The organism is Silvimonas soli, from assembly GCF_030035605.1.
Classification (GTDB): Bacteria; Pseudomonadota; Gammaproteobacteria; order Burkholderiales; family Chitinibacteraceae; genus Silvimonas; species Silvimonas soli.
Window position 1 is genome coordinate 3,598,029 of the sequence record NZ_CP106736.1, and the last position, 22,178, is coordinate 3,620,206.

General features: G+C 57.0%; 15 protein-coding genes. 12 read left to right on the forward strand and 3 right to left on the reverse strand.

Annotated elements, in window-relative coordinates; all coding sequences use genetic code 11:
• The first annotated feature begins 18 nt into the window (after window positions 1–18).
• Window positions 19–1,224 (forward strand): bifunctional phosphopantothenoylcysteine decarboxylase/phosphopantothenate--cysteine ligase CoaBC, encoded by a 1,206-nt coding sequence (coaBC, locus tag N7220_RS16570; protein ID WP_283148626.1) that lies wholly within the window; start codon window positions 19–21, stop codon window positions 1,222–1,224.
• A complete protein-coding gene (gene dut / locus N7220_RS16575) occupies window positions 1,221–1,670 on the forward strand; it encodes a dUTP diphosphatase (protein WP_283148627.1) in 450 nt (149 codons plus the stop codon). Before coaBC ends, dut begins: the two co-directional genes overlap by 4 nt.
• Window positions 1,671–1,726: 56 nt before the next feature.
• Here the strand turns inward: dut and N7220_RS16580 are convergent, their stop codons facing one another.
• Genes N7220_RS16580 through N7220_RS16590 form a run of 3 tightly spaced genes read right to left on the reverse strand, consistent with a single transcriptional unit; the run spans window position 1,727 to window position 3,647 of the window.
• The gene (locus N7220_RS16580) at window positions 1,727–2,110 is read right to left on the reverse strand and encodes an Hpt domain-containing protein (protein WP_283148628.1); all 384 of its coding nucleotides are present in this window, start codon (window positions 2,108–2,110) and stop codon (window positions 1,727–1,729) included.
• The gene (locus N7220_RS16585; RefSeq protein ID WP_283148629.1) at window positions 2,107–2,913 is read right to left on the reverse strand and encodes a CHAD domain-containing protein; all 807 of its coding nucleotides are present in this window, start codon (window positions 2,911–2,913) and stop codon (window positions 2,107–2,109) included. The genes N7220_RS16580 and N7220_RS16585 overlap by 4 nt, the downstream gene beginning before the upstream one ends.
• Window positions 2,914–2,969: 56 nt before the next feature.
• Window positions 2,970–3,647, reverse strand: a complete 678-nt coding sequence (locus N7220_RS16590) for an HAD family hydrolase (protein ID WP_283148630.1) — start codon at window positions 3,645–3,647, stop codon at window positions 2,970–2,972.
• Between the two features lie 99 nt (window positions 3,648–3,746).
• Here N7220_RS16590 and N7220_RS16595 point away from each other — a divergent pair, with 99 nt between their 5' ends.
• From N7220_RS16595 to N7220_RS16640, 10 genes are all read left to right on the forward strand, one after another.
• Window positions 3,747–4,154, forward strand: a complete 408-nt coding sequence (locus N7220_RS16595) for a YchJ family protein (RefSeq protein ID WP_283148631.1) — start codon at window positions 3,747–3,749, stop codon at window positions 4,152–4,154.
• A gap of 346 nt (window positions 4,155–4,500) precedes the next feature.
• Window positions 4,501–5,172, forward strand: a complete 672-nt coding sequence (locus N7220_RS16600) for a TetR/AcrR family transcriptional regulator (protein WP_283148632.1) — start codon at window positions 4,501–4,503, stop codon at window positions 5,170–5,172.
• A gap of 13 nt (window positions 5,173–5,185) precedes the next feature.
• Window positions 5,186–7,642: an acyl-CoA dehydrogenase gene (locus tag N7220_RS16605; RefSeq protein WP_283148633.1), complete on the forward strand. Its 2,457-nt coding sequence runs from the start codon at window positions 5,186–5,188 to the stop codon at window positions 7,640–7,642.
• 216 nt (window positions 7,643–7,858) lie between these two features.
• On the forward strand, window positions 7,859–9,385 hold the full coding sequence (locus N7220_RS16610) for an OmpP1/FadL family transporter (RefSeq protein WP_283148634.1): 1,527 nt from the start codon (window positions 7,859–7,861) through the stop codon (window positions 9,383–9,385).
• An 86-nt stretch (window positions 9,386–9,471) separates the two neighbouring features.
• On the forward strand, window positions 9,472–11,844 hold the full coding sequence (locus N7220_RS16615) for a 3-hydroxyacyl-CoA dehydrogenase/enoyl-CoA hydratase family protein (protein WP_283148635.1): 2,373 nt from the start codon (window positions 9,472–9,474) through the stop codon (window positions 11,842–11,844).
• A 271-nt stretch (window positions 11,845–12,115) separates the two neighbouring features.
• Window positions 12,116–13,321 carry an acetyl-CoA C-acyltransferase gene (locus tag N7220_RS16620; protein WP_283148636.1) on the forward strand — a complete coding sequence of 402 codons (1,206 nt, stop codon included), beginning with the start codon at window positions 12,116–12,118 and terminating at the stop codon, window positions 13,319–13,321.
• 360 nt (window positions 13,322–13,681) lie between these two features.
• The gene (locus N7220_RS16625; RefSeq protein WP_283148637.1) at window positions 13,682–14,272 is read left to right on the forward strand and encodes a chalcone isomerase family protein; all 591 of its coding nucleotides are present in this window, start codon (window positions 13,682–13,684) and stop codon (window positions 14,270–14,272) included.
• Window positions 14,273–15,031: 759 nt separating this feature from the next.
• Window positions 15,032–16,801, forward strand: a complete 1,770-nt coding sequence (locus N7220_RS16630; protein ID WP_283148638.1) for an autotransporter assembly complex protein TamA — start codon at window positions 15,032–15,034, stop codon at window positions 16,799–16,801.
• Window positions 16,802–16,803: 2 nt separating this feature from the next.
• Window positions 16,804–20,652 (forward strand): translocation/assembly module TamB domain-containing protein, encoded by a 3,849-nt coding sequence (locus N7220_RS16635; protein ID WP_283148639.1) that lies wholly within the window; start codon window positions 16,804–16,806, stop codon window positions 20,650–20,652.
• 285 nt (window positions 20,653–20,937) lie between these two features.
• Entirely contained in the window at window positions 20,938–22,170 is a 1,233-nt protein-coding gene (locus tag N7220_RS16640; RefSeq protein ID WP_283148640.1) for an SGNH/GDSL hydrolase family protein, read from the forward strand.
• Window positions 22,171–22,178 lie beyond the last annotated feature (8 nt).

The following is a 22,178-nucleotide window of genomic DNA, read 5'->3' on the forward strand; positions in this document are numbered from 1 at the left end:
AAACCAGACAGGTTTGCCATGAAACAAACTCAAAAACGCATCGTGCTCGGCGTAACGGGCGGAGTAGCTGCTTATAAAGCGGCCGAATTGACACGGCTGATGATCAAAGCCGGTTGGGATGTCCAGGTGGTGCTGACCCAGGCGGGCGCGGCATTTGTCACGCCCGTTACGTTCCAGGCTCTATCGTGCAACACCGTGTTTACCGATCAGTGGGATGCCCGCATCGGTAATAACATGCCCCACATTGATCTGAGCCGCGGTGCCGATGCCATTGTGGTGGCACCAGCTACAGCCGATCTGATGGCCAAAGTGGCCAACGGCCTGTGTGATGATTTGTTGTCGACCATGATCGCCGCACGCGATTGCCCGTTGCTGGTGGCTCCGGCCATGAACAAGCAGATGTGGGAAAACAAACCCAATCAACGCAATGTGGCGCAACTCAAAGCCGATGGCGTAATCGTGCTGGGTCCGGATGCGGGCGACCAGGCGTGTGGCGAAGTTGGCATGGGCCGCATGCTGGAGCCCGCCGCCATCATGCAAGCGCTGGAAGCGTTTTTTCAGCCCAAGCTGCTGCGGGGCAAGCGCGTGTTGATTACCGCGGGTGCAACGTTTGAGCGCATCGATGCAGTACGCGGCATTACCAATACCAGTTCCGGCAAGATGGGTTTTGCCGTGGCCCGCGCCGCGCTGGAAGCCGGGGCCGAGGTGACGCTGGTCGCTGGCGAAACCGCCCAGCCAACGCCTTTCGGTAGCCGCCGCATTAATGTGCAAAGCGCGCATGAAATGCTGGATGCGGTCGAGCGCGAGGTTGCGCACACTGACATTTTCATCAGCGTGGCGGCGGTGGCTGACTATCATGTGGTCAACCAGTCCGAACACAAAATCAAAAAAGATTCGCCCACGCTCACGCTGGAACTGGCAGCCAATCCGGATATCCTGGCGCAAGTGGCGAGCCGTAAATATGCGCCGTTCTGCGTCGGTTTTGCCGCAGAATCAGAAAAACTGCTGGAACACGCGCAGGCCAAGCGCAAGCGCAAACATCTGCCATTGCTGGTGGCGAACCTGGTGCAAGACGCCATGGGCGCTGACGATAACGAGGTCATTTTGCTGGACGACGCGGGCGAGCATCGCCTGCCGCGTGCACCCAAGCTGGAGGTGGCCCGCCAGCTGATCGCGCATCTTGCGCATCTTTACCAAACAACGCTTGAGGGGAAGCAAAAATGAGCACGCTCGACATCAAAATTCTGGATGAACGCCTGAAAGACAATCTGCCCGCCTACGCCACGCCAGGCGCAGCCGGGCTGGACTTGCGTGCTTGTCTGGCGGCACCGCTTGAACTGGCGCCAGGCGCTACCGCGTTGGTGCCATCGGGTATGGCGATTCACCTGGCAGACCCGGGCTTGGCCGCGATGATTATTCCGCGCTCAGGTTTGGGCCATAAGCACGGCATCGTGCTGGGTAATCTGGTGGGTCTGATTGATTCGGATTACCAGGGCCAGGTGTTTGTATCGGTGTGGAATCGCGGCAATCATTCGTTCACGATTCAACCGCTGGAGCGCATTGCGCAATTGGTGGTAGTGCCTGTAGTACAAGTGGAACTCAATATTGTTGAGTCGTTTGAAGAAAGCAGCCGCGGCGAAGGTGGCTTTGGCAGTACCGGCAAGCACTAAGCCGCAGTCGGTATCACCTACCGGATATGAATCTGCGGCTTGAGCGCTGGCGCTAGTTAACGTGCAGGATCGTCGCCGTGCCGCCGCAGATTTTCATATTCCACATGCAAGTCTTGTAACAGCCTCTGCATTTCCCCCATACACGCCATCCAGATTTCCGCAACCGTTGCGCCATCACCTTGGCGAGCGGCGTATTCCAGCGCTTGCATCCGTTGCATGTTGGCGTGTGCCGCGATGGTACCGCAGCTGCCTTTGATGGCATGTGCTTCATGCGCGACCGTGCCGAAATCTTCAGCGCTGGCCGCAGATTCAAGCGTTTGCAGCCGTGTAGGTACATCCGATAAAAACACGCCAAGTATTTCTGCCAGCAAATCGGCGTCGCCAGCTACCGCGCCAAGCGCATTTAGGCGGTTGTATTCAGATTGGAATTGGCTGGTCATGATAGATGGGGTGCCATGGCAGAGTCGCGAGCGAGAGCGTGTAGCAGCGAGCGTGCCGCCTGATCGGCTTCGGCCAGCGCTTTAACGCGCTGCTGTTGCCAGTATAGAGTTAGTTCCGGCGAAAACTGGCCACCGTATTTCTCGTTCAGCACGTCTAGATCATGCAGATGCCCGAGCGCTTCTTGCGCCGGTTTGGCCGCGCCGGGCAGGGCGCGCCAACGCCTGGGCAACCACTGCTGCAGATGCTCATGTAAATAGCGTAATTTTTTTACGGTGACGCGTGCGGCGTGCCAGTTGGCCACATCCGCCTGTTCGTCCAGACCAACCAACTGGCGACCTGATTTGTGCCGCAAAACACGTGCGGTCTGGCGGATGCGCTGGGTCAGCTTGCGTTTGCCCGGCAAGGACTTTTGCAACAGCTCGGGCAGCGCCTCGACGTGCCGGTCAAAGCCTTTTAGCCGCAACTGGCGCAACGTTTGAGCGCGGGGCAGGGCGCTATCGTTGATTTGGGTTATGAGTGGCTCAGTTAACGGTTGCGGCCAGGTGGCGATCAGTTCGAGCAAGGCATCCCGATCGCGCAACGCGTTGGTGGCCGATCCTGCCTGCTTCATCAAGGTCAGAAGTTTGGCGATTGCCTGACGGTGGCTGGCGAGCGGCGTGAGTTGAATACGCAGGCTGCGCAGGCCAATGCGGAACTGGTGCAGCGCGGCTTCGTCACCTTTGCGGCAAACGGCGCGATGTAAACGCACCAGTTGCTGCGCCTGCGCGCTTTGCTGTTTGATCCATTGCTTGCGCTTGCCCATCGCCACTTCCCCCAGAATGTGCCGCTTGCGTTAAATGTCTTTTTGACGTTATCGCGTCAGACCGTCTGCGCGCTCAGCCATTGATCAACAATGAACTGCGCGGCATTGAGCGATTCGACCACCGGTACACCCAGCGCCAGGGTTTCGGCCGACGGCGGACGCAAATCTGGCACCATAATCACGCGGCACCCGGCGCTATGGGCTGCGGCGATACCAAAATTGGAATCCTCAAAAGCCACGCATTCTTGCGGTAAGCGGCCAAGGCTGGCGCTGGCTTTGAGATAGATATCGGGCGCAGGCTTGGGATGTTCGATTTCATCGCCACACACGGCAAACTCAAAGTAAGGCCACAGACCTGCTTCTTGCAGGTGATGCTCAGCCACGCTGCGCCGTGACGATGTCGCTACCGCGCAGGGAATACCGCGTTGTTTGAGCCATTCCAGCAAATCGCGCACCCCGGGGCGATGGGGAATGGCGACTGCAGTCGCTTTCAGGTAGCAGGCGTGGGTGGCGTCGATCAAGTCTTGCACCGGTGCATCAGAACCGAGTTCCAGCCGCAGATAATCCGGAACCTTGCTCATGTGCATGCCGACCATGCCGTAGGGCACACATTCATGTAGTGGGAGATTGAGTTCGCCAGCGGCAGCCATCCAGCAGTCAATGGCGATGCGCTCGGTGTCCAGCATCAAACCGTCCATATCGAAGATGGCGGCTTGCAAAGGTGGGAAAGACATGACGTAAACAATTGATTTGATTAAGATGCCAGTCTACCCGATCTACCACCCCCGGGACAGGCAGGAATGCCGCCCGTTGGCTTGCCAGTACACCCTCATATGACACCTTCCAAAGTTCTCTCCGCTGCCCTGCCTTGTCCTTGCGGTAACAAACTGGCTTATGCCGATTGTTGTGGCGCGTTCCACGCAGGCGAAGCCGCGCCTACGCCAGAAAAACTGATGCGCTCGCGTTACGCCGCTTATGTATTGCAGTTAGCGCCTTATCTATTGCAAACCTGGGCCGAGGCAACGCGACCAGCGACGCTGGATTTTGCCGAGGATGGCGCGGTGAAATGGCTCGGTCTGGAGATCAAACACGCGCAAGCGCAGGGCGACGATGGGCTGGTTGAATTTGTTGCTCGCTACAAAAGCGGTGGCCGTGCAACACGCATGCATGAAACCAGCCGCTTCAAACGCGAGCCGGATGGCCGTTGGTACTATGTAGATGGCGACATGCACGAGAAGTGAGCAACACGGACGGGTAAACCTGCGGTTTTCTCAGCAAAAGCCCGGCAGAATCTGACAGTTCATATCAGACGACTACGTCTTTTTTGCCAGCTAGAGCCCTAAATCGGCCGATCTTGCTTTGATCCTGAACACCTTTGTTTGGGAGTGTTTCATTCAGGCAACGGCCTCACTCCATCCCCCGAAATGGTGCATTGGCTCGCAACCCGCGCCGATATTGGTGCGTAGCCGTGCGGGAAAATCCTTATCTTCATTTTGCGGTTGTGAATATTGACTTTGTTGTCGTGCTTCGTTAATTTCAAACAAACGTTTGAAATATTTGAAACAGCGCTACATCTCTGGAGTCAGCATGGCCGAGTCCGCCCGGGCTGTCGAAACATCGACCCGTATTCTTGATGCCGCCGAGCTTCTGTTCGTCGAGCACGGCTTTGATGCCACTTCCATGCGTTTGATCACGCAAGCCGCCGGCGTCAATATCGCCGCCGTTAACTACTATTTCGGCTCCAAAGATGGCCTGTTCAAGGCAGTTTTTGAGCGTCGCGCCGAGCCTTTCGTGCGACTGTTCGTCGGACACCTGGATCGCCTTGAGCGCGATGTCGCCAATCCGTCGGCACAGCAAGTGGTTGAAGCCTTTGTAAACGCCGCCTGTGAACTGGGTCGCGATACTACCTTGGGCGGTTTGATCTTTGTGCGTTTGCTGGCTCGTACGTTTGTGGAGCCGCATCCGGTACTTAAAGAAAGCATGCCGCGCCGCTACAGCGAACTCACTCGTCGATACACCACTGCCTTGGTCAAAGCCCTGCCACATCTGGGCGAAGCCGAGGTGCACTGGCGTTTCCATTTCCTGGCCAACGCCATGTTCAACGCGTTTGCCGGTACCAACGTACTGCGTCTGTTTATGGCGCAACCCATCGTCAATGCGCGTGACCCGCAAATGGTCGCCCGCATGCTCGTTCCTTTTGTCGTAGCAGGCCTGGACGCGGCTGCCGCCGATCCATCCCTGAATAATGCAAATAATTGAGGAGTAACAAGACATGACCGCGCTCATCTGTGTGGCTGTTGTACTGGTCGCGTTCCTGCTGGTGGCGTATCTGCGCGCCCCGTTGTGGTTTAGTTCGCTGCTGGTTTTGCTGGGTACTGTTTATTCCGTGGCGGCGCACGGCGCTTCTGTGATCTTTGCTGTGGTCGTTGTGGTGGTATTGGCTGTTCTGAACCTCAAACCATTGCGCCGCGCCATCATCACTGGCCCGTTGTTTTCCGTCTTCAAAAAAATCACCCCGCCAATGTCGCAGACCGAGCAAGAAGCGGTTGATGCCGGCACCGTGTGGTGGGATCGTGATTTGTTCTCGGGCAAGCCGGATTACAGCCGCCTGCACAGTTTTCCGGCGCCCAAGCTGACTGCCGAAGAACAAGCGTTTATTGATGGCCCGACCGAGCAGCTGTGCGCCATGCTCGACGACTGGAAGATCACCCACGACACCAAAGATTTGTCGCCTGAAGCCTGGCAGTTCATCAAGGACAACGGCTTCCTGGGCATGATCATCAAGAAAGAATATGGCGGTAAAGAATTCTCCAATCTGGCGCACGCTCGCGTGGTGACCAAGATTGCTACGCGCAGTGGTTCTGCTGCAGTAACGGTGATGGTGCCGAACTCGCTCGGACCGGGCGAATTGCTGCAGCACTACGGTACTGAAGCACAAAAGAACTACTACCTGCCGCGTCTGGCCAAAGGTATCGAGATTCCGTGTTTCGCGCTGACCAGCCCGGAAGCCGGTTCTGATGCCGGTGGTATCCCGGATTACGGCGTAGTCACGCGTGGCAGCTATACCGATCCGCGCACTGGCGAGCGTCATGAAGACGTGCTGGGTATTCGCGTGTCTTGGGAAAAGCGTTACATCACGCTGGGCCCGATCGCCACGATCCTGGGTATGGCTTTCAAGCTGTATGACCCGGATGGTCTGCTGGGCGACAAGAAAGACATTGGTATTACCTGCGCGTTGATCCCGACCGAGCACGAAGGCGTGCAGATCGGCCGTCGCCACTATCCTGGTACTTCGGTGTTCCAGAACGGTCCGAACTGGGGTAAGGACGTGTTTATCCCGATGGATTGGGTTATTGGTGGCAAGGATTACGTCGGCCAGGGCTGGCGCATGCTGGTGGAATGTCTGTCGGTGGGCCGTTGTATCTCGCTGCCAGCCATGTCTGTGGCGTCCGGCAAGTTGTCGTCGTGGACTACCGGTGCTTATGCCCGCATCCGTAACCAGTTTGGTCTGGCGATTGGCAAGTTTGAAGGTGTGGATGAAGCACTGGGCCGTATCGGTGGCTTTACCTACCAGATGGACGCCGCGCAAAGCCTGGCGCTGACTGGCCTGGATCTGGGCGAAAAGCCATCCGTGCTGTCCGGCATCTTGAAGTACCACAACACCGAACGCATGCGTAAGTGCATCAACGATGCCATGGACGTGCACGCCGGCAAGGCTGTGTGTATCGGCCCGAACAACTACCTGGCACACGGTTATCAGGCGATCCCGGTGGCGATCACCGTGGAAGGCGCCAACATCCTGACCCGTTCGATGATCATCTTTGGTCAGGGCGCGATCCGTTGCCATCCGTATGTGCTGACCGAATTGCGTGCGGCGATGGGCAACGACGGCGCGGCATTCGATGGCGCAGTAATTGGCCACATCGGCTTCACGATTTCCAACGCGGTGCGTTCGCTGTTAATGGGGCTGACTTGCGGTCGCTTTATCGGCAGCCCGAAATCCGGCGCAACCGCTGTGTTCTATCGCAACACCACACGGATGTCCTCAGCGTTTGCCTTCGCCGCAGACATGGGTATGGCTTCGCTGGGCGGTAGCCTCAAGTTCAAGGAAAAGCTCTCCGCCCGCCTGGGTGATGCGCTGTCCAATCTGTATATCGCCACCGCCGTACTGAAAAAATATCAGGACGAAGGTGCAACGGCTGAAGACTTGCCGCTGATGCAATGGGCTGCCCAAACCGCGCTGTATGACTGCCAGACCGCGCTGGATGGTTTCCTCAATAACCACCCGAACCGCGCCCTGGCATGGCTGATGCGCCGCATTGTGTTCCCGCTGGGTCTGACCCTGCGCACAGCGCCGGATGAAGTCGGTACCCGCATCGCTCGTCTGCTGATGGAGCCTTCTGCCAGCCGCGATCGCCTGACTGAGTTCATGTACAAGCCGACCGCCGAGACTGATCCGGTCGGTGTCTTGGATCACGCCCTCAAGGCCGTGATCGCCACTGAAGCAGTGGAAGGCAAGCTGCGCAAGGCGAGTCGCGGTGGCCAACTGACCGGCTTGACCTCGCACGCCCAGCTGGCCGATGCCCAGACCAAGGGTTTGATTACACAAGAAGAATTCTCTGCCATTACCCGTGCTCGGCAGCTCAAGCGTGCCGTGATCATGGTGGACGATTTTGACAGCCAGTTGCGTAACCCGGATCCGGAAGTAACGACCCGCAGCGTTTTCTAAGCGCGTCAAGGCTCCGTTGTATTTGCGTCCGGTGGCTTGCCGCCGGACCAATCGGAATAAAAAATTCAGCAGGTCGTTTTTGTTGCGCACCAAAGCAGGGCAAAACACTTGACTGGAATCTACTGAAGGCCGGAACAAGGCCTCCGATGAAAACCCGCCAGGAGCGGCGGGTCCCAAAAAAATCGCAGTCAGAAGCTGCGTTTGAAGGAGAGTACGATGAAGAAGATGGTCTGCGCGTTACGCATGATTGGAGCCGGGAGTCTGGTGGTTATCTCCAGTCATGCTCTGGCTTCGGGATATACCTTCGGCGTGCAAAGTATCAGTGCGCAAAGCGTGGCGAATTCAAATGGTGCAGAAGCCAAAGACGCTTCGGTGCTGTTTTATAACCCGGCTGGTATGACCCGCTTGCAAGGTGACAATATCTCCGGCGGTGTGGTGTTGCTTGATCCGTCGATCAAGGTTTCCAATGCCAGTTCCACCACGGTAGGTGGTGTGCCGGTTCAGGGCAATAACGGTGGCGATCCAACCGAACTGGTTGCGGTGCCGCAGTTGTATTACACCCACCAGGTCAATGACCAGATGTTCGCCGGTATCGGTTTCTTTGTGCCGTTTGGTGACTCTGTCAAGTACGACAGCGGTTGGGTTGGTCGTTACAACTCCACTCGCCTCGATATGCGCACTTACGCATTTAACCCGTCGTTTGCCTACAAAGTGAACGATCACCTGTCGCTGGGTGTGGGTTTCACTGCGCAATACATGGACGCGTCTTTCAAGAAGAAGGCGGACTTCGGTTCACTGGCCGCACAAGACCTGAAAGCAACGCTGAGCACCCCGGAAGGCCAGCAGCAACTCACCACCCTCGTTACCCAGATGGTAGTGAACGGCATGCTGACCCAGGCACAGGCCCAGCAAATTCAGGCTTCGCTGCCTACCGCTATTGCTGCCATGCAAGGCAACGCCAAGTATGACGGCGAGCTGAGCTATGAAGGCACTGACTGGGGCTTTGGCTGGAACATCGGCGCGTTGTATGAGGTCGATCCAACCTTGCGTTTCGGTGCCGCTTATCGCAGCAGCATCAAGCAAAACCTGTCGGGTGATGCCGACTGGAACGATCCGCAGAATTTCAACCTGGATGGCTTGTCCAACTTCGGGGCCGCCGGTTCAGTGCTGAACGCTGCACTTAACAAGACACTGCAAGGCGCTTTCTCGGCCTTTGAAGATGGCAATGGCAAGGTTTCCGTCAATACGCCTGATACCGTGTCGCTGAACTTCTTCAAGCAAATCAACGACAAATGGGCAGTGATGGGCGACTGGACCCACACCTGGCACTCCAAGTTTGACGAACTGCGTTTGCAGTTCGACAACGGCTTGCCAGATGCGGTGATCGAGCAAAACTGGAAGAACACCAACCGTTATTCGCTGGGTGCAACTTATCAGTACAGCACGCCGTTCCAGCTGCGTTTCGGTATGGCGTACGACCAGTCGCCAGTACCAAGTTCGACTTACCGGATTGCAGCACTGCCAGACAGCAACCGGATCTGGTATTCGCTGGGCTTTAACTATGCGGTCAACAAGGATATGTCGGTCGACGTGGCTTATACCTACGTGAATATCCAGGGTTCGCATATGAATAACAACGAAGGTTGCGTACTGCCAACGTGTACCGGCAGTGGCACCACCACTGTGGCTGACTTCAGCAGCAATGCCAATATTCTTGGCGCGCAGTTGAACTACCACTTCTAAACGAGGTGGGCCGGCCCGGCGTTGTTGGCTGGGCTGGCCTGTTCGGCTCCCGCAAGGGAGCTGGTTCTACATGGGATATATTGCAAATGGTCCAGACAGCCAACATCCGCCGCGTCGCCGTTTTGGGCGCCGGGGTGATGGGCGCGCAGATTGCCGCTCACCTGGTGAACGCCGGTATCGACACCGTGCTTTTTGATTTGCCGGCCAAAGAGGGTGATGCCAACGGCATCGTCAAAAAGGCGATCGACAACCTGAAAAAGCTCAAGCCAGCGCCGTTTTCCAGCGCAGCTCGTGCCGAACATGTCGCCATGGCCAATTATGGTTCCGATCTGGAACGGCTGGCAGACTGCGATCTGATCATCGAAGCGATCGCCGAACGCCTGGACTGGAAGCTCGACCTTTACGCCAAAATTGCCCCGCATCTGGCACCACACGCCATTCTGGCAACCAATACTTCCGGCTTGTCGATTGGCAAGCTGGCTGAAGGCGTACCGGCAGAACTGCGTGATCGCTTCTGCGGTATTCACTTCTTTAACCCGCCGCGCTACATGTACCTGGTCGAGCTGATCCCGACTGCACATACCGCTGCCGCCCAACTGGACGCACTCGAATCCTTCCTGGTGACACGTCTGGGCAAAGGCGTGGTTCGCGCCAAAGATACGCCTAACTTCATTGCCAACCGCATCGGTGTGTTCTCCATGCTGGCAACGATTCATCACGCCGAACGCTTCGGCATCCGCTTTGATGTGGTCGATGACCTGACTGGCCCGCGTCTGGGTCGGCCCAAGTCCGCTACGTTCCGCACCGCTGATGTGGTGGGCCTGGATACCTTCGCGCATGTCGTGAAGACCATGACTGACAACCTGCCGAACGATCCGTGGCATGCCCATTACCAGGCACCGGCCTGGATGCAGGCACTGATCGAAAAGGGCGCGCTGGGCCAGAAAACCCGCGCCGGTATCTACAAGAAAGAAGGCCGTGATATTTTCGTGCTGGACCCAAAGGCCGGTGAGTATGTACCGTCGGGCCAGAAGGGTAGCGATGAAGTCAAAGCGATCTTGAAAATTGAAAACCCGGCAGAACGCGTAGCGGCATTGCGCGCCTCGGCCAACCCGGAAGCGCAATTCCTGTGGGCCTGCATGCGCGACGTGTGGCAATACATTGCCTACTGGCTGGGCGACATTGCCGGCAACGCCCGCGATGTGGACTTCGCCATTCGCTGGGGTTTCGGCTGGAAGCAAGGTCCGTTTGAAATGTGGCAAGCCGCCGGCTGGAAAGCCATCGCCGCCGCCATCAACGAAGATATCGCCGCTGGCAAAACCATGAGTTCGGCCGCATTGCCGGCTTGGGTGGCGCAACGTGATGGTGTGCATGCACCTGAAGGCAGCTACAGCGCCGCTGATAACAGCCTGAAGCCAGCGTCGAACCTGCCGGTGTATCAACGCCAGATTTATCCGCCCACTGTCTTCGGTGCCGCCGAGCCTGTTTATGGCGAAACCGTATTCGAGAACGACGGTGTGCGTATGTGGTTGCGCGCCGGCGACGACGTGCCGGTGCTCACCTTCAAGACCAAAGCGCATTGTGTGGGCGCCGCGGTGCTGGAAGGCGTGCAAAAGGCCGTCAAGATTGCCGAAGACCGCTTCCCCGGTCTGGTGATCTGGCATCCGGAAGCACCGTTCTCCGTTGGCGCCGATCTGGCCAGTATGGGTCCGGCCTTCATGACCGGCGACTTTGGCGCGATTGAAAACATGGTGCACGAGTTCCAGAAGACCTCGATGACCATTAAATACAGCCAGGTGCCGGTGGTTGCTGCCGCACAAGGTTATGCGTTTGGTGGCGGTTGCGAGTTCCTGATGCACTCGGCGCGCGTAGTTGCTGCGCTCGAAACCTACGTGGGTCTGGTGGAAGTGGGTGTTGGCCTGCTGCCAGCGGGCGGCGGTTGCAAAGAGTTTGCGCTGCGTGCCTCGCGTGAAGCCAAGGGCGGCGACATCCTGGCCGTGCTCAAGGATTACTACATGGCGATGGCGATGGCCAAAGTCGGTACTTCAGCAGAAGAAGCCAAGGAAATCGGCTACCTGCGTGAGTCGGACATCATCGTCTTCAATGCGAACGAAATCCTGCACGTGGCGCAATCGCAAGTGCGCGCCCTGGCGGACAGCAACTACAAAGCGCCGGTCAAACCCAAAGCGTTTGCCGTGGCTGGCCGTACCGGTGCGGCAACGATTCGTGGCCAACTGGTGAACATGCTGGAAGGCGGTTTCATCTCCAAATACGACTACTTCATCGGCTGCCAGATTGCTGATGTCGTAACTGGGGGTGACGTCGATGCGGGCGCACTGGTGGATGAAGAGTGGATTCTCAAGCTGGAACGCGAACGCTTCATGGCCTTGCTGAAGAAGGGCAAGACCCAGGAGCGGATCATGTACATGCTGGAAAACAACAAGCCATTGCGTAACTGATTCGGTGACGCATTGAACAAGCACCACTTGTAGCCCGGATGAAGGCCGATTCTCGGCATAAACTCCAGCGGGAATCCGGGGTGGCTCAGGTTCACGTTGCCACTGTCTTGCCTTGAGAAGTTTTGCCACGGGCTAAATTCTGGCTGACTTGTTTGCATGGCAATCCCGGAGTCCGCCTTCGGCTCCGTCCGGGCTACGAGTGGTACTGATTCACGAAATTGAAAACGCTGACTGTAACGGCCTAAACCGTTCGAATACTCAGGAGCTCACCATGAGCAAACAGATTCAAGAAGCCTACATCGTCGCCGCCACGCGTACACCAGTGGGCAAAGCCCCGCGCGGGATGATGAAGAATGTCCGTCCGGACGACATGCTGGCTCACGTCATTCGTGGCGCGCTGGCACAAGTGCCGGGGCTGGACCCATCGCGTATCGAAGACGCCATTGTTGGTTGCGCCATGCCCGAAGCCGAGCAAGGCATGAACGTGGCACGGATTGGCGTGCTGCTGGCTGGCCTGCCCAACACCGTTGGCGGCGTCACCATCAACCGTTTCTGCTCGTCGGGTATCAACGCTGTGCAAATGGCGGCTGACCGCATTCGCACTGGCGAGGCCGACATCATGATCGCTGCCGGGACTGAAAGCATGTCCATGGTGCCGATGATGGGCAACAAGGTCGCGCTGAACCCGGAAATTTTTGCCAAGGATGAAAACCTGGGCATCGCTTTCGGCATGGGTCTGACCGCAGAAAAAGTAGCGCAGCAATGGCAAGTCAGCCGCGAAGACCAGGATGCCTTTGCCGTTGAATCACATCGCCGCGCGCTGGCTGCCATTGAAGGCGGCAAGTTCCGTGATGAAATCTCCCCGCTGGATGTGACCTACCGCGTGCCGAATCTGGCTACCGGTGAAGTCGAGCTGATCAGCAAGACCCTGACCACCGACGAAGGCCCGCGCCGTGATACCAGTCTGGAAGGGCTGGCCAAACTGAAGACCGTGTTCGCTGCCAAGGGCTCGGTCACTGCGGGTAACAGCTCGCAGATGTCAGACGGCGCGGGTGCGGTGATTCTGGTGTCCGAGCGCATCCTCAAGGAATACAACCTGACCCCGCTGGCGCGTTATGTGAGCTTTGCGGTGAAAGGCGTTCCGCCAGAAATCATGGGGATTGGCCCGAAAGAAGCCATCCCGGCCGCATTGCGCGCCGCTGGGTTGTCCAAAGATGATCTGGCCTGGATCGAGCTGAACGAAGCCTTTGCTGCGCAAGCGCTGGCAGTGATGCGTGATCTGGGTCTGGACCCATCCAAAGTGAACCCGCAAGGTGGCGCGATTGCCTTGGGTCACCCGCTGGGCGCAACCGGTGCCATCCGTGCAGCTACCATCGTTCACGGCATGCGCCGTGAAGGCATGGCCGGGAAATACGGCATGGTCACCATGTGTATCGGTACCGGGATGGGCGCCGCCGGCATCATCCAGTCGCTTTAAGCCAAATACGAAAACGGGTGCGCCGGACTTGAGCGTTGTTCGCGCCATGCAGTTTCCCCTCGCTGGTCTATGCCCGCGTGAGGCTCTGCACGCCGCAATCTGGTTTGATACAACGTCGCTGGAGTCAGCCACCGGTTTTCGTCGCACCTCGTGTGCATTGTTTTCTTCACGCTCTGCCTTTTTTGCCCGCGGCTATCCACTGCGGGCTTTTTTTATCCAGAATTTATCCAGAATTTCCGGGTTTTCACGCAGTACATCAGAACAGGGGCAGCACCAAAGCCGCGATGCATATACAGGTCCACACGGATGCTCAATTGCACTCACAGCTTGGTCTGACTCCAATTAATGGAGAGATGCACCATGAAGCTTAAACAATCCTGCATATTGGGTTTGACGCTGGCGGCCGCGCTGGCCTTGTCGGCAGCTGATGCACTGGCGCTGGAAATTGGCGGTCAGCCAGTGACCGACCACGCCGAGGTGGCCGGGCAGAATCTGCAACTGGACGGCGCGGGGATGCGCAAGAAGATCATTTTTGATGTGTACGTGGCTGCGCTATATAGCGTGAACAAAACCACTGACGCCAATGCCGTGATCAACGGTACGGCACCGCGCCGGATGGAACTGCGCATGATGCGCGGCGTTTCTGCATCGACCATGCATGAATCATTTGTGGAAGGCCTCAAAGCCAACGTGAGTGAAGCCCAACTGGCCGCACTCAAGCCAAAAATTGGCGCGCTGGAAAAGATCTTCAATGAAGTCAAAGCGGTAGAGAAGGGTGATTTGATCACCATGGACTTCATTCCAGGTCAGGGCACCAAGGTTAGCGTGCGCGGCAAAGTGTATCCGCTTATTGCCGGTGATGACTTTTCTGCAGCCATGTTGTCGATCTGGCTTGGCCCCAAGCCAGTACAAGACAATTTGAAGGCAGCCCTGCTGGGTAAGCCAGACTGAAAACGGGCGATCGTCACTCGCTAAAAAAGGAGGCCTGGAGCCTCCTTTTTTTATGCTTTTCTTGATGCACGGCATTGGTGCCGGACATTGTTCAAACTTGTGCGTAGTGAGGTGTTTCACTTATTTGCGTAGTATTCCTACGTCTCAGTTTGTTGGGTTTTTTACATTTTGCAACGCAATATAATATTGATTTATAAATGTATTTTATTCTATTTATGTAACAATGCTTCATATTGTTACGAAGTTATTACGTAGTAATTCTACGAAAATGCTTGCACCAGTTTTGTAGTGGATGTAGTATTCAGTCATTCCAAGCAGCGCGCTTGACACCTGAAGTTTCAGATCATCAAGGAGATGGAAATGCGTACCTTTATTCGAATTATAAAGAACGCCGAACGGGTTCAACGTCTGCTGGTCAAGTCTTACGGTTGGCAATTGACGCTGTGCCCGCGTTGATTTGACAACCCTGTGCTTCGGCACAACATCGGTTTTAAGCTCTCCTAGGCTTAAAAACACGGCGCAAGCCGTTAGCTTTATCGACTCCTCCATCCTCTGATGCCCGTGGAACATATCCGCCCCAAGCGGTTTATGTCCCGGGCTGTTTTTTTGCCTGTAGCTCCCGCAACGGCGCATTTCTGGCCCGACCTTTCTGAATTCGCGCCACTTCGTTTCTTTTCCGGATATTTCGTACGGGTTTCGGTTCACCGCAGCCCGGCAGTTCGGTAAAGTAGCGGCTTGTTTTCAAGTCTTCGAAATTTCATGCCATTGCTGTTGCGAATCTTGTGTTTGTGCCTGTCGGGGATGTTGCTCCGGCCCGCGTTCGCATCGGATTCTGAATCCCCGAAGATCAATAGCTACAAGATTGATATCACCGCGCCTGGCGACGTCAGCGATCTGCTCAAGTCCTATCTGGATATCTACAAGTGGCGTAGCCAGAAAAACCTGGCTGTCGATGAGCTGCAGGCTGCGGTGGAGCGCACGCCGCAAGATGTCACGTCTTTGCTCAGTACCGAGGGTTATTTCAAGCCCGAGGTCAATGCGCGTATCGCCCAGGAAGGCGACAGCTACCACGTATTCGTGACGGTGAATCCGGGCCCGCAAGTGCACGTGCGCAAGGTGGACCTGCGTTTGACCGGGGCGGTGAATGAAGACCCGGTCTATCGCGACGCCTTGCTGGCTCGACTCAAACGCAAACCGCCGCTGGCCGAGGGCACAGTCTTTACCCAAAGTAGCTGGGATCTTTATAAACGCGCGACGTTGAATGTCTTGCTGAGCCGCCGTTATGCGGGCGCACGCATTACCGAAAGCGAAGCGCTGGTGTCGCCAGATGATGCCGTGGTCGATCTGACACTGGTGCTCGATAGCGGTCCGTATTACCACTATGGCGACGTGAATATCAAAGGCATGCAGCGTTATCCGGAAAAAATCGTGCGCGACCAGGTACATCTGGCGCCCGGTGCGGAATATCGCCGCTTTGAATTGTTGAACCTGCAAACCAATCTGCAAGAGATGCCACAAATCGGCACTGCCGTGGTTGACGCCCAGCTCGACAACCAGCCGCCATACAACGCGCCCATCGAGATTGCGGTGCAGGAGGCGCCATTGCAAAAGCTGGGGCTATCTGCCGGTTACAGCACCAATACGCGCTATCGCGGGCAGCTGGATTATCGCTATAACAACGTCGCTGATATGGGGTGGGTATCGACGACCAAAGCCGTGTATGAAGGGCTGGAGCAATCGTTCAATACCGAGCTGGCTTTCCCCAAACAGCCTGATGGTTACTATCACAAGATTTATTTCACCGGTGAACACAGCATTGTGCAAAACCTGGATACGACGACCTATAAAGGTGGCGTTTCCCGCACGGTGAATGATCGCAATATCGATCGCACCTTGACCCTTGAATACCTCTCCGAACGTCGTGATGCGGGCGACGGTAATATTGATCGACCGCATTCGCTCTCGCTCAATTACCAGTGGATCCGTCGCGATCTGGATAACCAGCGTGACCCGCACAAAGGCACGATCTGGCAGGTCGAAGGCGGCGGCGCGTCGGGTGCGTTGCTGTCGACCCAAACGTTTATCCGGCTGTACAGCAAGGGCGCTTTGTACTGGCCGGTGGGCGAAGAAGGAATCTTCATCGGGCGTCTGGAAGGCGGGGAGAACTTCTCGCGCAATCCGGCTGAAGTCCCGACCGACTGGCTGTTCCGGGCCGGTGGCTCGGGCAGCGTGCGCGGCTACGATTATCAAAGCCTGGGCGTGAAAGCCGACGATGGCACCATCAATCCGGGCCGCGTACTGGCGACGTCCAGTATCGAGTACCAGCACCCGGTTTATAAAGCCTGGCGTGGCGCCGTTTTTGCCGATTACGGCGACGCCGCTGATACCTGGCAAACCTGGCAGGGCCATACCGGCGTGGGCGTGGGCGCGCGCTGGATCAGCCCGGTGGGTTCGATCGGGGCCGATGTCGCTTATGGTGTAACCGATGCCCGGTGGCGCTTTCACTTTGCCATGGGGTTGGCGTTCTGATCATGGATGACATGCTCGATCAATCGCCTCATCCTGCCGATCAACCCAAAAAGCCGCGCCGTAAATGGCTGCGCTGGGTTGTGCTCACGCCGCTGTGCCTGGTGTTGTTTATTGCGCTGGTTGTGGCCGGTGCCGCCTGGTGGGTGGATACGGCCAGCGGGCATCGCTGGTTGCAACAAAAAGCAGCTGCCACCGGCATGGTGCAGATTGGTGCCGTTGAGGGTTCGCTGTATAGCAATCTCACCGTGTCGAACCTGGTTGTGGATACGCCGGAAGTACATGTGGCGATTGATCGCGCTCAGCTGCGCTGGCATCCGCTGGAGTTGTTTTCCTCACGCCTCGGGATTGATGCGCTGGATGCGGGATCGGTGCGCATCACAACCAAACCGCAACCGCCCAACAAACCAGCATCGCCGCCGCCGACCAGTCTGGATTTGCCGATTGCGCTGCGCGTGGACGACTTTCAGGTGGCGCGACTGGAAATCGTCAATACGCCGCTGGTGTTTACCGGACTGAAGGCCTCGCTTAAGAGTGATGGCGAGCAACATCAATTGCGATTGGCGCAACTGCTGACCCCGCGCGGTAGCGTGCAGGCCGATCTGCAGCTGAACGGGCAAGCACCGTTCAAAACGGTGGGGCAGGTGCAGTTTCACGGGCATCTGGATGGCAAGAACATCCAGGCTGGCCTGCAGCTGAACAACACGCTACGCGACCTGGAAGTGCAAGGGCGTTTGCAAGGTGAGGTTGCGCAAGCCAGCGTGTCGCTACGCGCCGACGTGTTTGCCGAATACAGCTATACCATGCTGCATGAACTAAAGCTGACCGCCGAACGGGTCAATCCGCAGCAACTGATGCCCAATCTGCCGCAGGCTTCGCTCTCGGCCCAGATGACGCTGACGCCACGCGCCAAAGACCGCGCCGATGGCACCATCATTATCAGCAATCCGGCTGCCGCCACGCTGGACGACGACGCGATACCGGTGACCGAGGTGGCCTCCAGCTTTACCGTGTTTATGGATCGGCTTGATCTGGAAAACTTCCAGGCCAAGCTGTTAGGCGGTGCCAGAATCACCGGTCAGGGCGAGTTCCGCCAGGACAAACTCGCCGCTTCGTTCAAGCTGGACGCGCTGGATATCTCGCAACTGCTCAAGCGCCAGCCGCCAACGCGTTTGTCGGGCGACATCCAGTTGCGTGGCCCGTATAAAGCGCCGGATGTATTGGCCAAGCTGAACGACGCGCGTTACAAAGCGTCAGCGGATGTTGATCTGGGCTGGATCAATCCGGAAAAAGAACGTCGACTGGCGATTCGTAAACTTAATCTGGCGCGCGGCCTGGCCAGTGTGGCGTTGTCCGGCGAGTTTGCGCTGGATGGCAAGCAGGATTTCAAAGCCAGCGGCAAGTTTGCCAAGGTGAATCCGGCCGAATACGTGGCGGCACCGGTTGGCAGCATTAGTGGCGATTTCACCGCTGCCGGGCAGCTGCAGCCAACGTGGCAGGGGCAATTGCAATACAAACTGGCCAACAGCACATTCAACGGCCAGGCGCTGGCGGGGCAAGGGCAGGCCAAAGTCGATGCCACGCGGATGGTAACGCCAGGTATGTGGTTGCAACTGGGTGCCAATCGGGTTGATGCCAAAGGCGCTTTGGGCGCGGCCAAGGATCAACTCAGTCTGCACATTGCCGCGCCGCATATTGCCGATTTTGGCCAGGGTTTTGGCGGTGAACTCAACGGCGATGTAACGCTACTCGGCGGTTTCAAGCGTCCGGAAATCCAGGGCAAGCTGGCCGCGCATGCACTGAAGACACCATTTGGCGTGCAGGTGGCCGAAGCCAAAGTCGATGCGCGCCTGTTCCCTGATTTGAATAGCCCGATTCACGCCAATATCGAATTGACCGATGCCACGGGTTTTGACGCCACGGTGCAGTCGCTCAAATTCAATCTGGAAGGCACGCGTGGGCAGCATCATGCGGCGCTGGACATGCAGGGCAAATATCAAAACCAGCCAATTTCCGCCAGTTTTGCTGCTGCCGGCGGGCTGGACGCGCAATGGCGCTGGCAAGGCCGTATCGAGAAACTGCTGGCTCAAGGCCCGCTCAAACTGGATTTGCTGGCCCCGACCACGCTAACCGCAGGTGCGGGTGAGGTGGCGCTGGCCGATACACGCATCCAGCTGGGCAATGGCCAGATACATATTGCCCGCTTTAATTTAAAAGACGGGCGCATTGCTACCGCTGGCGAATTGCAGAAAGTGCCGCTGGCGGATTACCTCACTGTGGCCGGGGTGAAAAACCTCGCGTCCGACATGGTGTTGTCGGGTCATTGGAACTTCAGCGGAACAGACGTGCTTGATGGCAGTCTGGACGTCCAGCGTGACTCGGGCGATATCCGTCTGATCGGTGATGGCCCGCCGCAACCATTTACGCTGACTGATGCTCACGTCAAAGTCCAGGCCAGCCAATCGCGAGTGGCGCTGAGCGGGCTGGTCTCGAGCGAGCGATTCGGGACTGTGAATCTGGACGGCGGCACGCTGCTGGATTGGCATGACAAACGTATCGCGCCGGGCGCACCGCTGACATTGAACGTGGTCGGTAATATCGAGAAGCTGGACAAGATCGCCCCGTTGATCAGTAGCAATATCGCGTTGGCTGGCAGCATCAAGTTTGATATCCACCGCGCCGGTACGCTGGATGAGCCCAAGGTATCCGGCAATGTGGATGGCCAGCAGCTGGATATCCGTGATTCCGCTACCGGTATCGCGCTCAAGGACGGTACGGTGCATTTGAGCATGCTGGATAACCGGCTTACGCTCAAGCAGTTCGAGTTCCATGGCGGGCAGGGCGTATTACGCGCCGATGGCACCATGGATATCGGCAAGGAAGGCCCGCACGCCCAGGCCAATATCACGGCCGAGCGGCTCACTTTGATCAACAAACCAGACATGCAATTGATCGTGTCGGGTAAAGGCCTGGTCGGGTACGACAAGGACGGTATCTCGGTGAAGGGCAATATGCGCGCTGACCATGGGTTGGTGCGGTATCAAGCCTCGGGTGAGCCACATTTGTCCGACGACGTGGTGATTGCCGGTGCCAAACGCCAGCAAAAAGCCAATGTGCCGCTGGCCGCATTGCAGTTTGAGGTGGATCTGGGCGATGACTTCACCTTCAAGGGTTACGGTCTGGATGCCCGCCTGGCTGGGGCGCTCCGCCTGCGCGCCAGCCCGAACCAGTCGCTCTCGGCACTGGGCACAGTGAGTGTGGAAGATGGCAAGTACGCCGCCTATGGACAGAACTTGAGCATTGAACGCGGGGTTTTGTCTTTCTCCGGTCCACTGGATAACCCGGCACTGGATATCCTGGCTATGCGGCGCGGGCTGTCGGTCGAAGCCGGGGTAGCGGTCAAGGGCACCGCCAATTCTCCGCGTGTCACGCTGTATTCCGAGCCTTCGGTGCCGGATAATGAAAAGTTGTCCTGGCTATTGTTTGGGCACGGCACCGATGGCATGGACAAGGGCGATGCAGCGGTTATGGTGCAGGCGCTCAATACCTTGTTGTCCGGTGACTCTTCCGGTCAGGGACTGTCGCAAGAACTCTTGGGCACCATCGGGATTGACGAGGTTGGCATGAGTTCCGACAAACACGCCGATGGCACGACCACCCAAGTGGTGTCGATCGGCAAGCGTCTGACCGACAAAGTGTCCATTGCCTTTGAGAAGAGTCTGGATGGGCTGGAGGACGCCATCAAGCTCACATTGCGGCTTTCACGCAACTGGTCGATCGTTACCCGTTTTGGTGCCTACGAAAGTACCCTGGACGCCACCTATAACATCAGCTTTGATAAATGGCCCTGGTAGCGCGGTTTTATTGGGCTCTACGCCAGAAAAGGACAGCTTGCGCTGTCCTTTTTCATTGGGTCCGTCATGGCGTTTGCATATTGCGCGGACTCAAACGCGACGCTTGCTGAAACTGCTTATTGTTGGGTGTGTTGCACGCTTATTACGCTGCACCTTGTAGTCGGACAAAAAACACTACAAAACCGGTACACTCTGTGCCCTGTTCCACGCAGGGCGCCGGAATTCGTTCTGGCCTGCAAGTTAAACAAACGAATGATTTAATCATCAAAAGGTAAGGAGATGCGCATGCGCACAAACGGAATCGGAGCGCTATCGGCGCTGGTTGCAGCACTGTTTCTGGCCGGTTGTGGCGGCGGTAGTGATGGTGGTAATGACTTCAATGACAATGCTGGCAATACGACTCAAGCGAACATCAAAGAGGTGGTTTCGTTTGGCGACAGCTTGAATGATGTCGGTACGTACAATCCGACAACTTCTCCGGGCCTGCCAGCTTCAGGCTACAACTACGCCGGTCTGCCGTTCACAACCAAGCCGGGCAATACCTGGGCTTCGTACGTGGCGCTGCAATACAACTTCTTGCTGCTGCCGTATGAGCGTGTCGACTTTGGTATTCCCAAGTCGGTGGTCCCAACCGGTACGGGTCAGGTCGTACTGACGGGTGGTACCAGCTACGCCCAGGGCGGCGCAACGGTGCAAACCGACGCTCCAAATGGTGGCGTGGTTAACGTGACGTCGGGTGGTCAGACCTTCCAGGTACAACAAGCTACTGCGTTGTCGGTCAAGTCACAGATTGATTTGTACCTGGGTGCCCGCAGCAGCTTCAATACACATCAACTGATTCTGGCTGATGGCGGTGCTAACGATCTCCTGAATTACTTCTCGGCTCAGAACGGCACCACGGTTGTGGGTCTGCTCTCGTCGGTGGCGACTACAGGCACACTGGATGCAGCCAATGCTGCTGTCACCGCTTTTGCCAAGACGACCGCTGATAATATGGTTGCCCAGTTGCAACGCTTGCCAACCGCAGGTGCGACCAATGTCGTATATGTCAATGTGCCGGATATAGGCACAACGCCATTTGCTGGCGCGACTGTGGCGGGATTTAACCAGACACTTACCGCAATGGGTGGTCAAGCAGCAGGGTTGGTCGCTGTGACGGGTTATCTGCCCACGCTGATGAGCACGATGGTTGCCGCATACAATGCTGAGGTGGCGGCTGGTATTGCCAATACCAAGATCATCACCTTCGATACCGCATCGATGCTCAAGACTGTACAGGCAGCGCCAGCGCAATACGGCATGGTGAATGTGACTTCGCCAGCTTGTAATGCCAATGCTGAAACCACGCCGGGCAATCCAGCCACGCTGACCTCCCTGATCTGCTCGACCGCCACCCTGGTAGCACCGGGTGCAGACAGCAACTACCTGTTCGCGGACTACGTGCACCCAACCAATGGCGCGCACAAAATCTGGGCGGGTCTGGTTGTGCAACAGATTTTGCCAAGCATCCCGAAATAAATATTTGA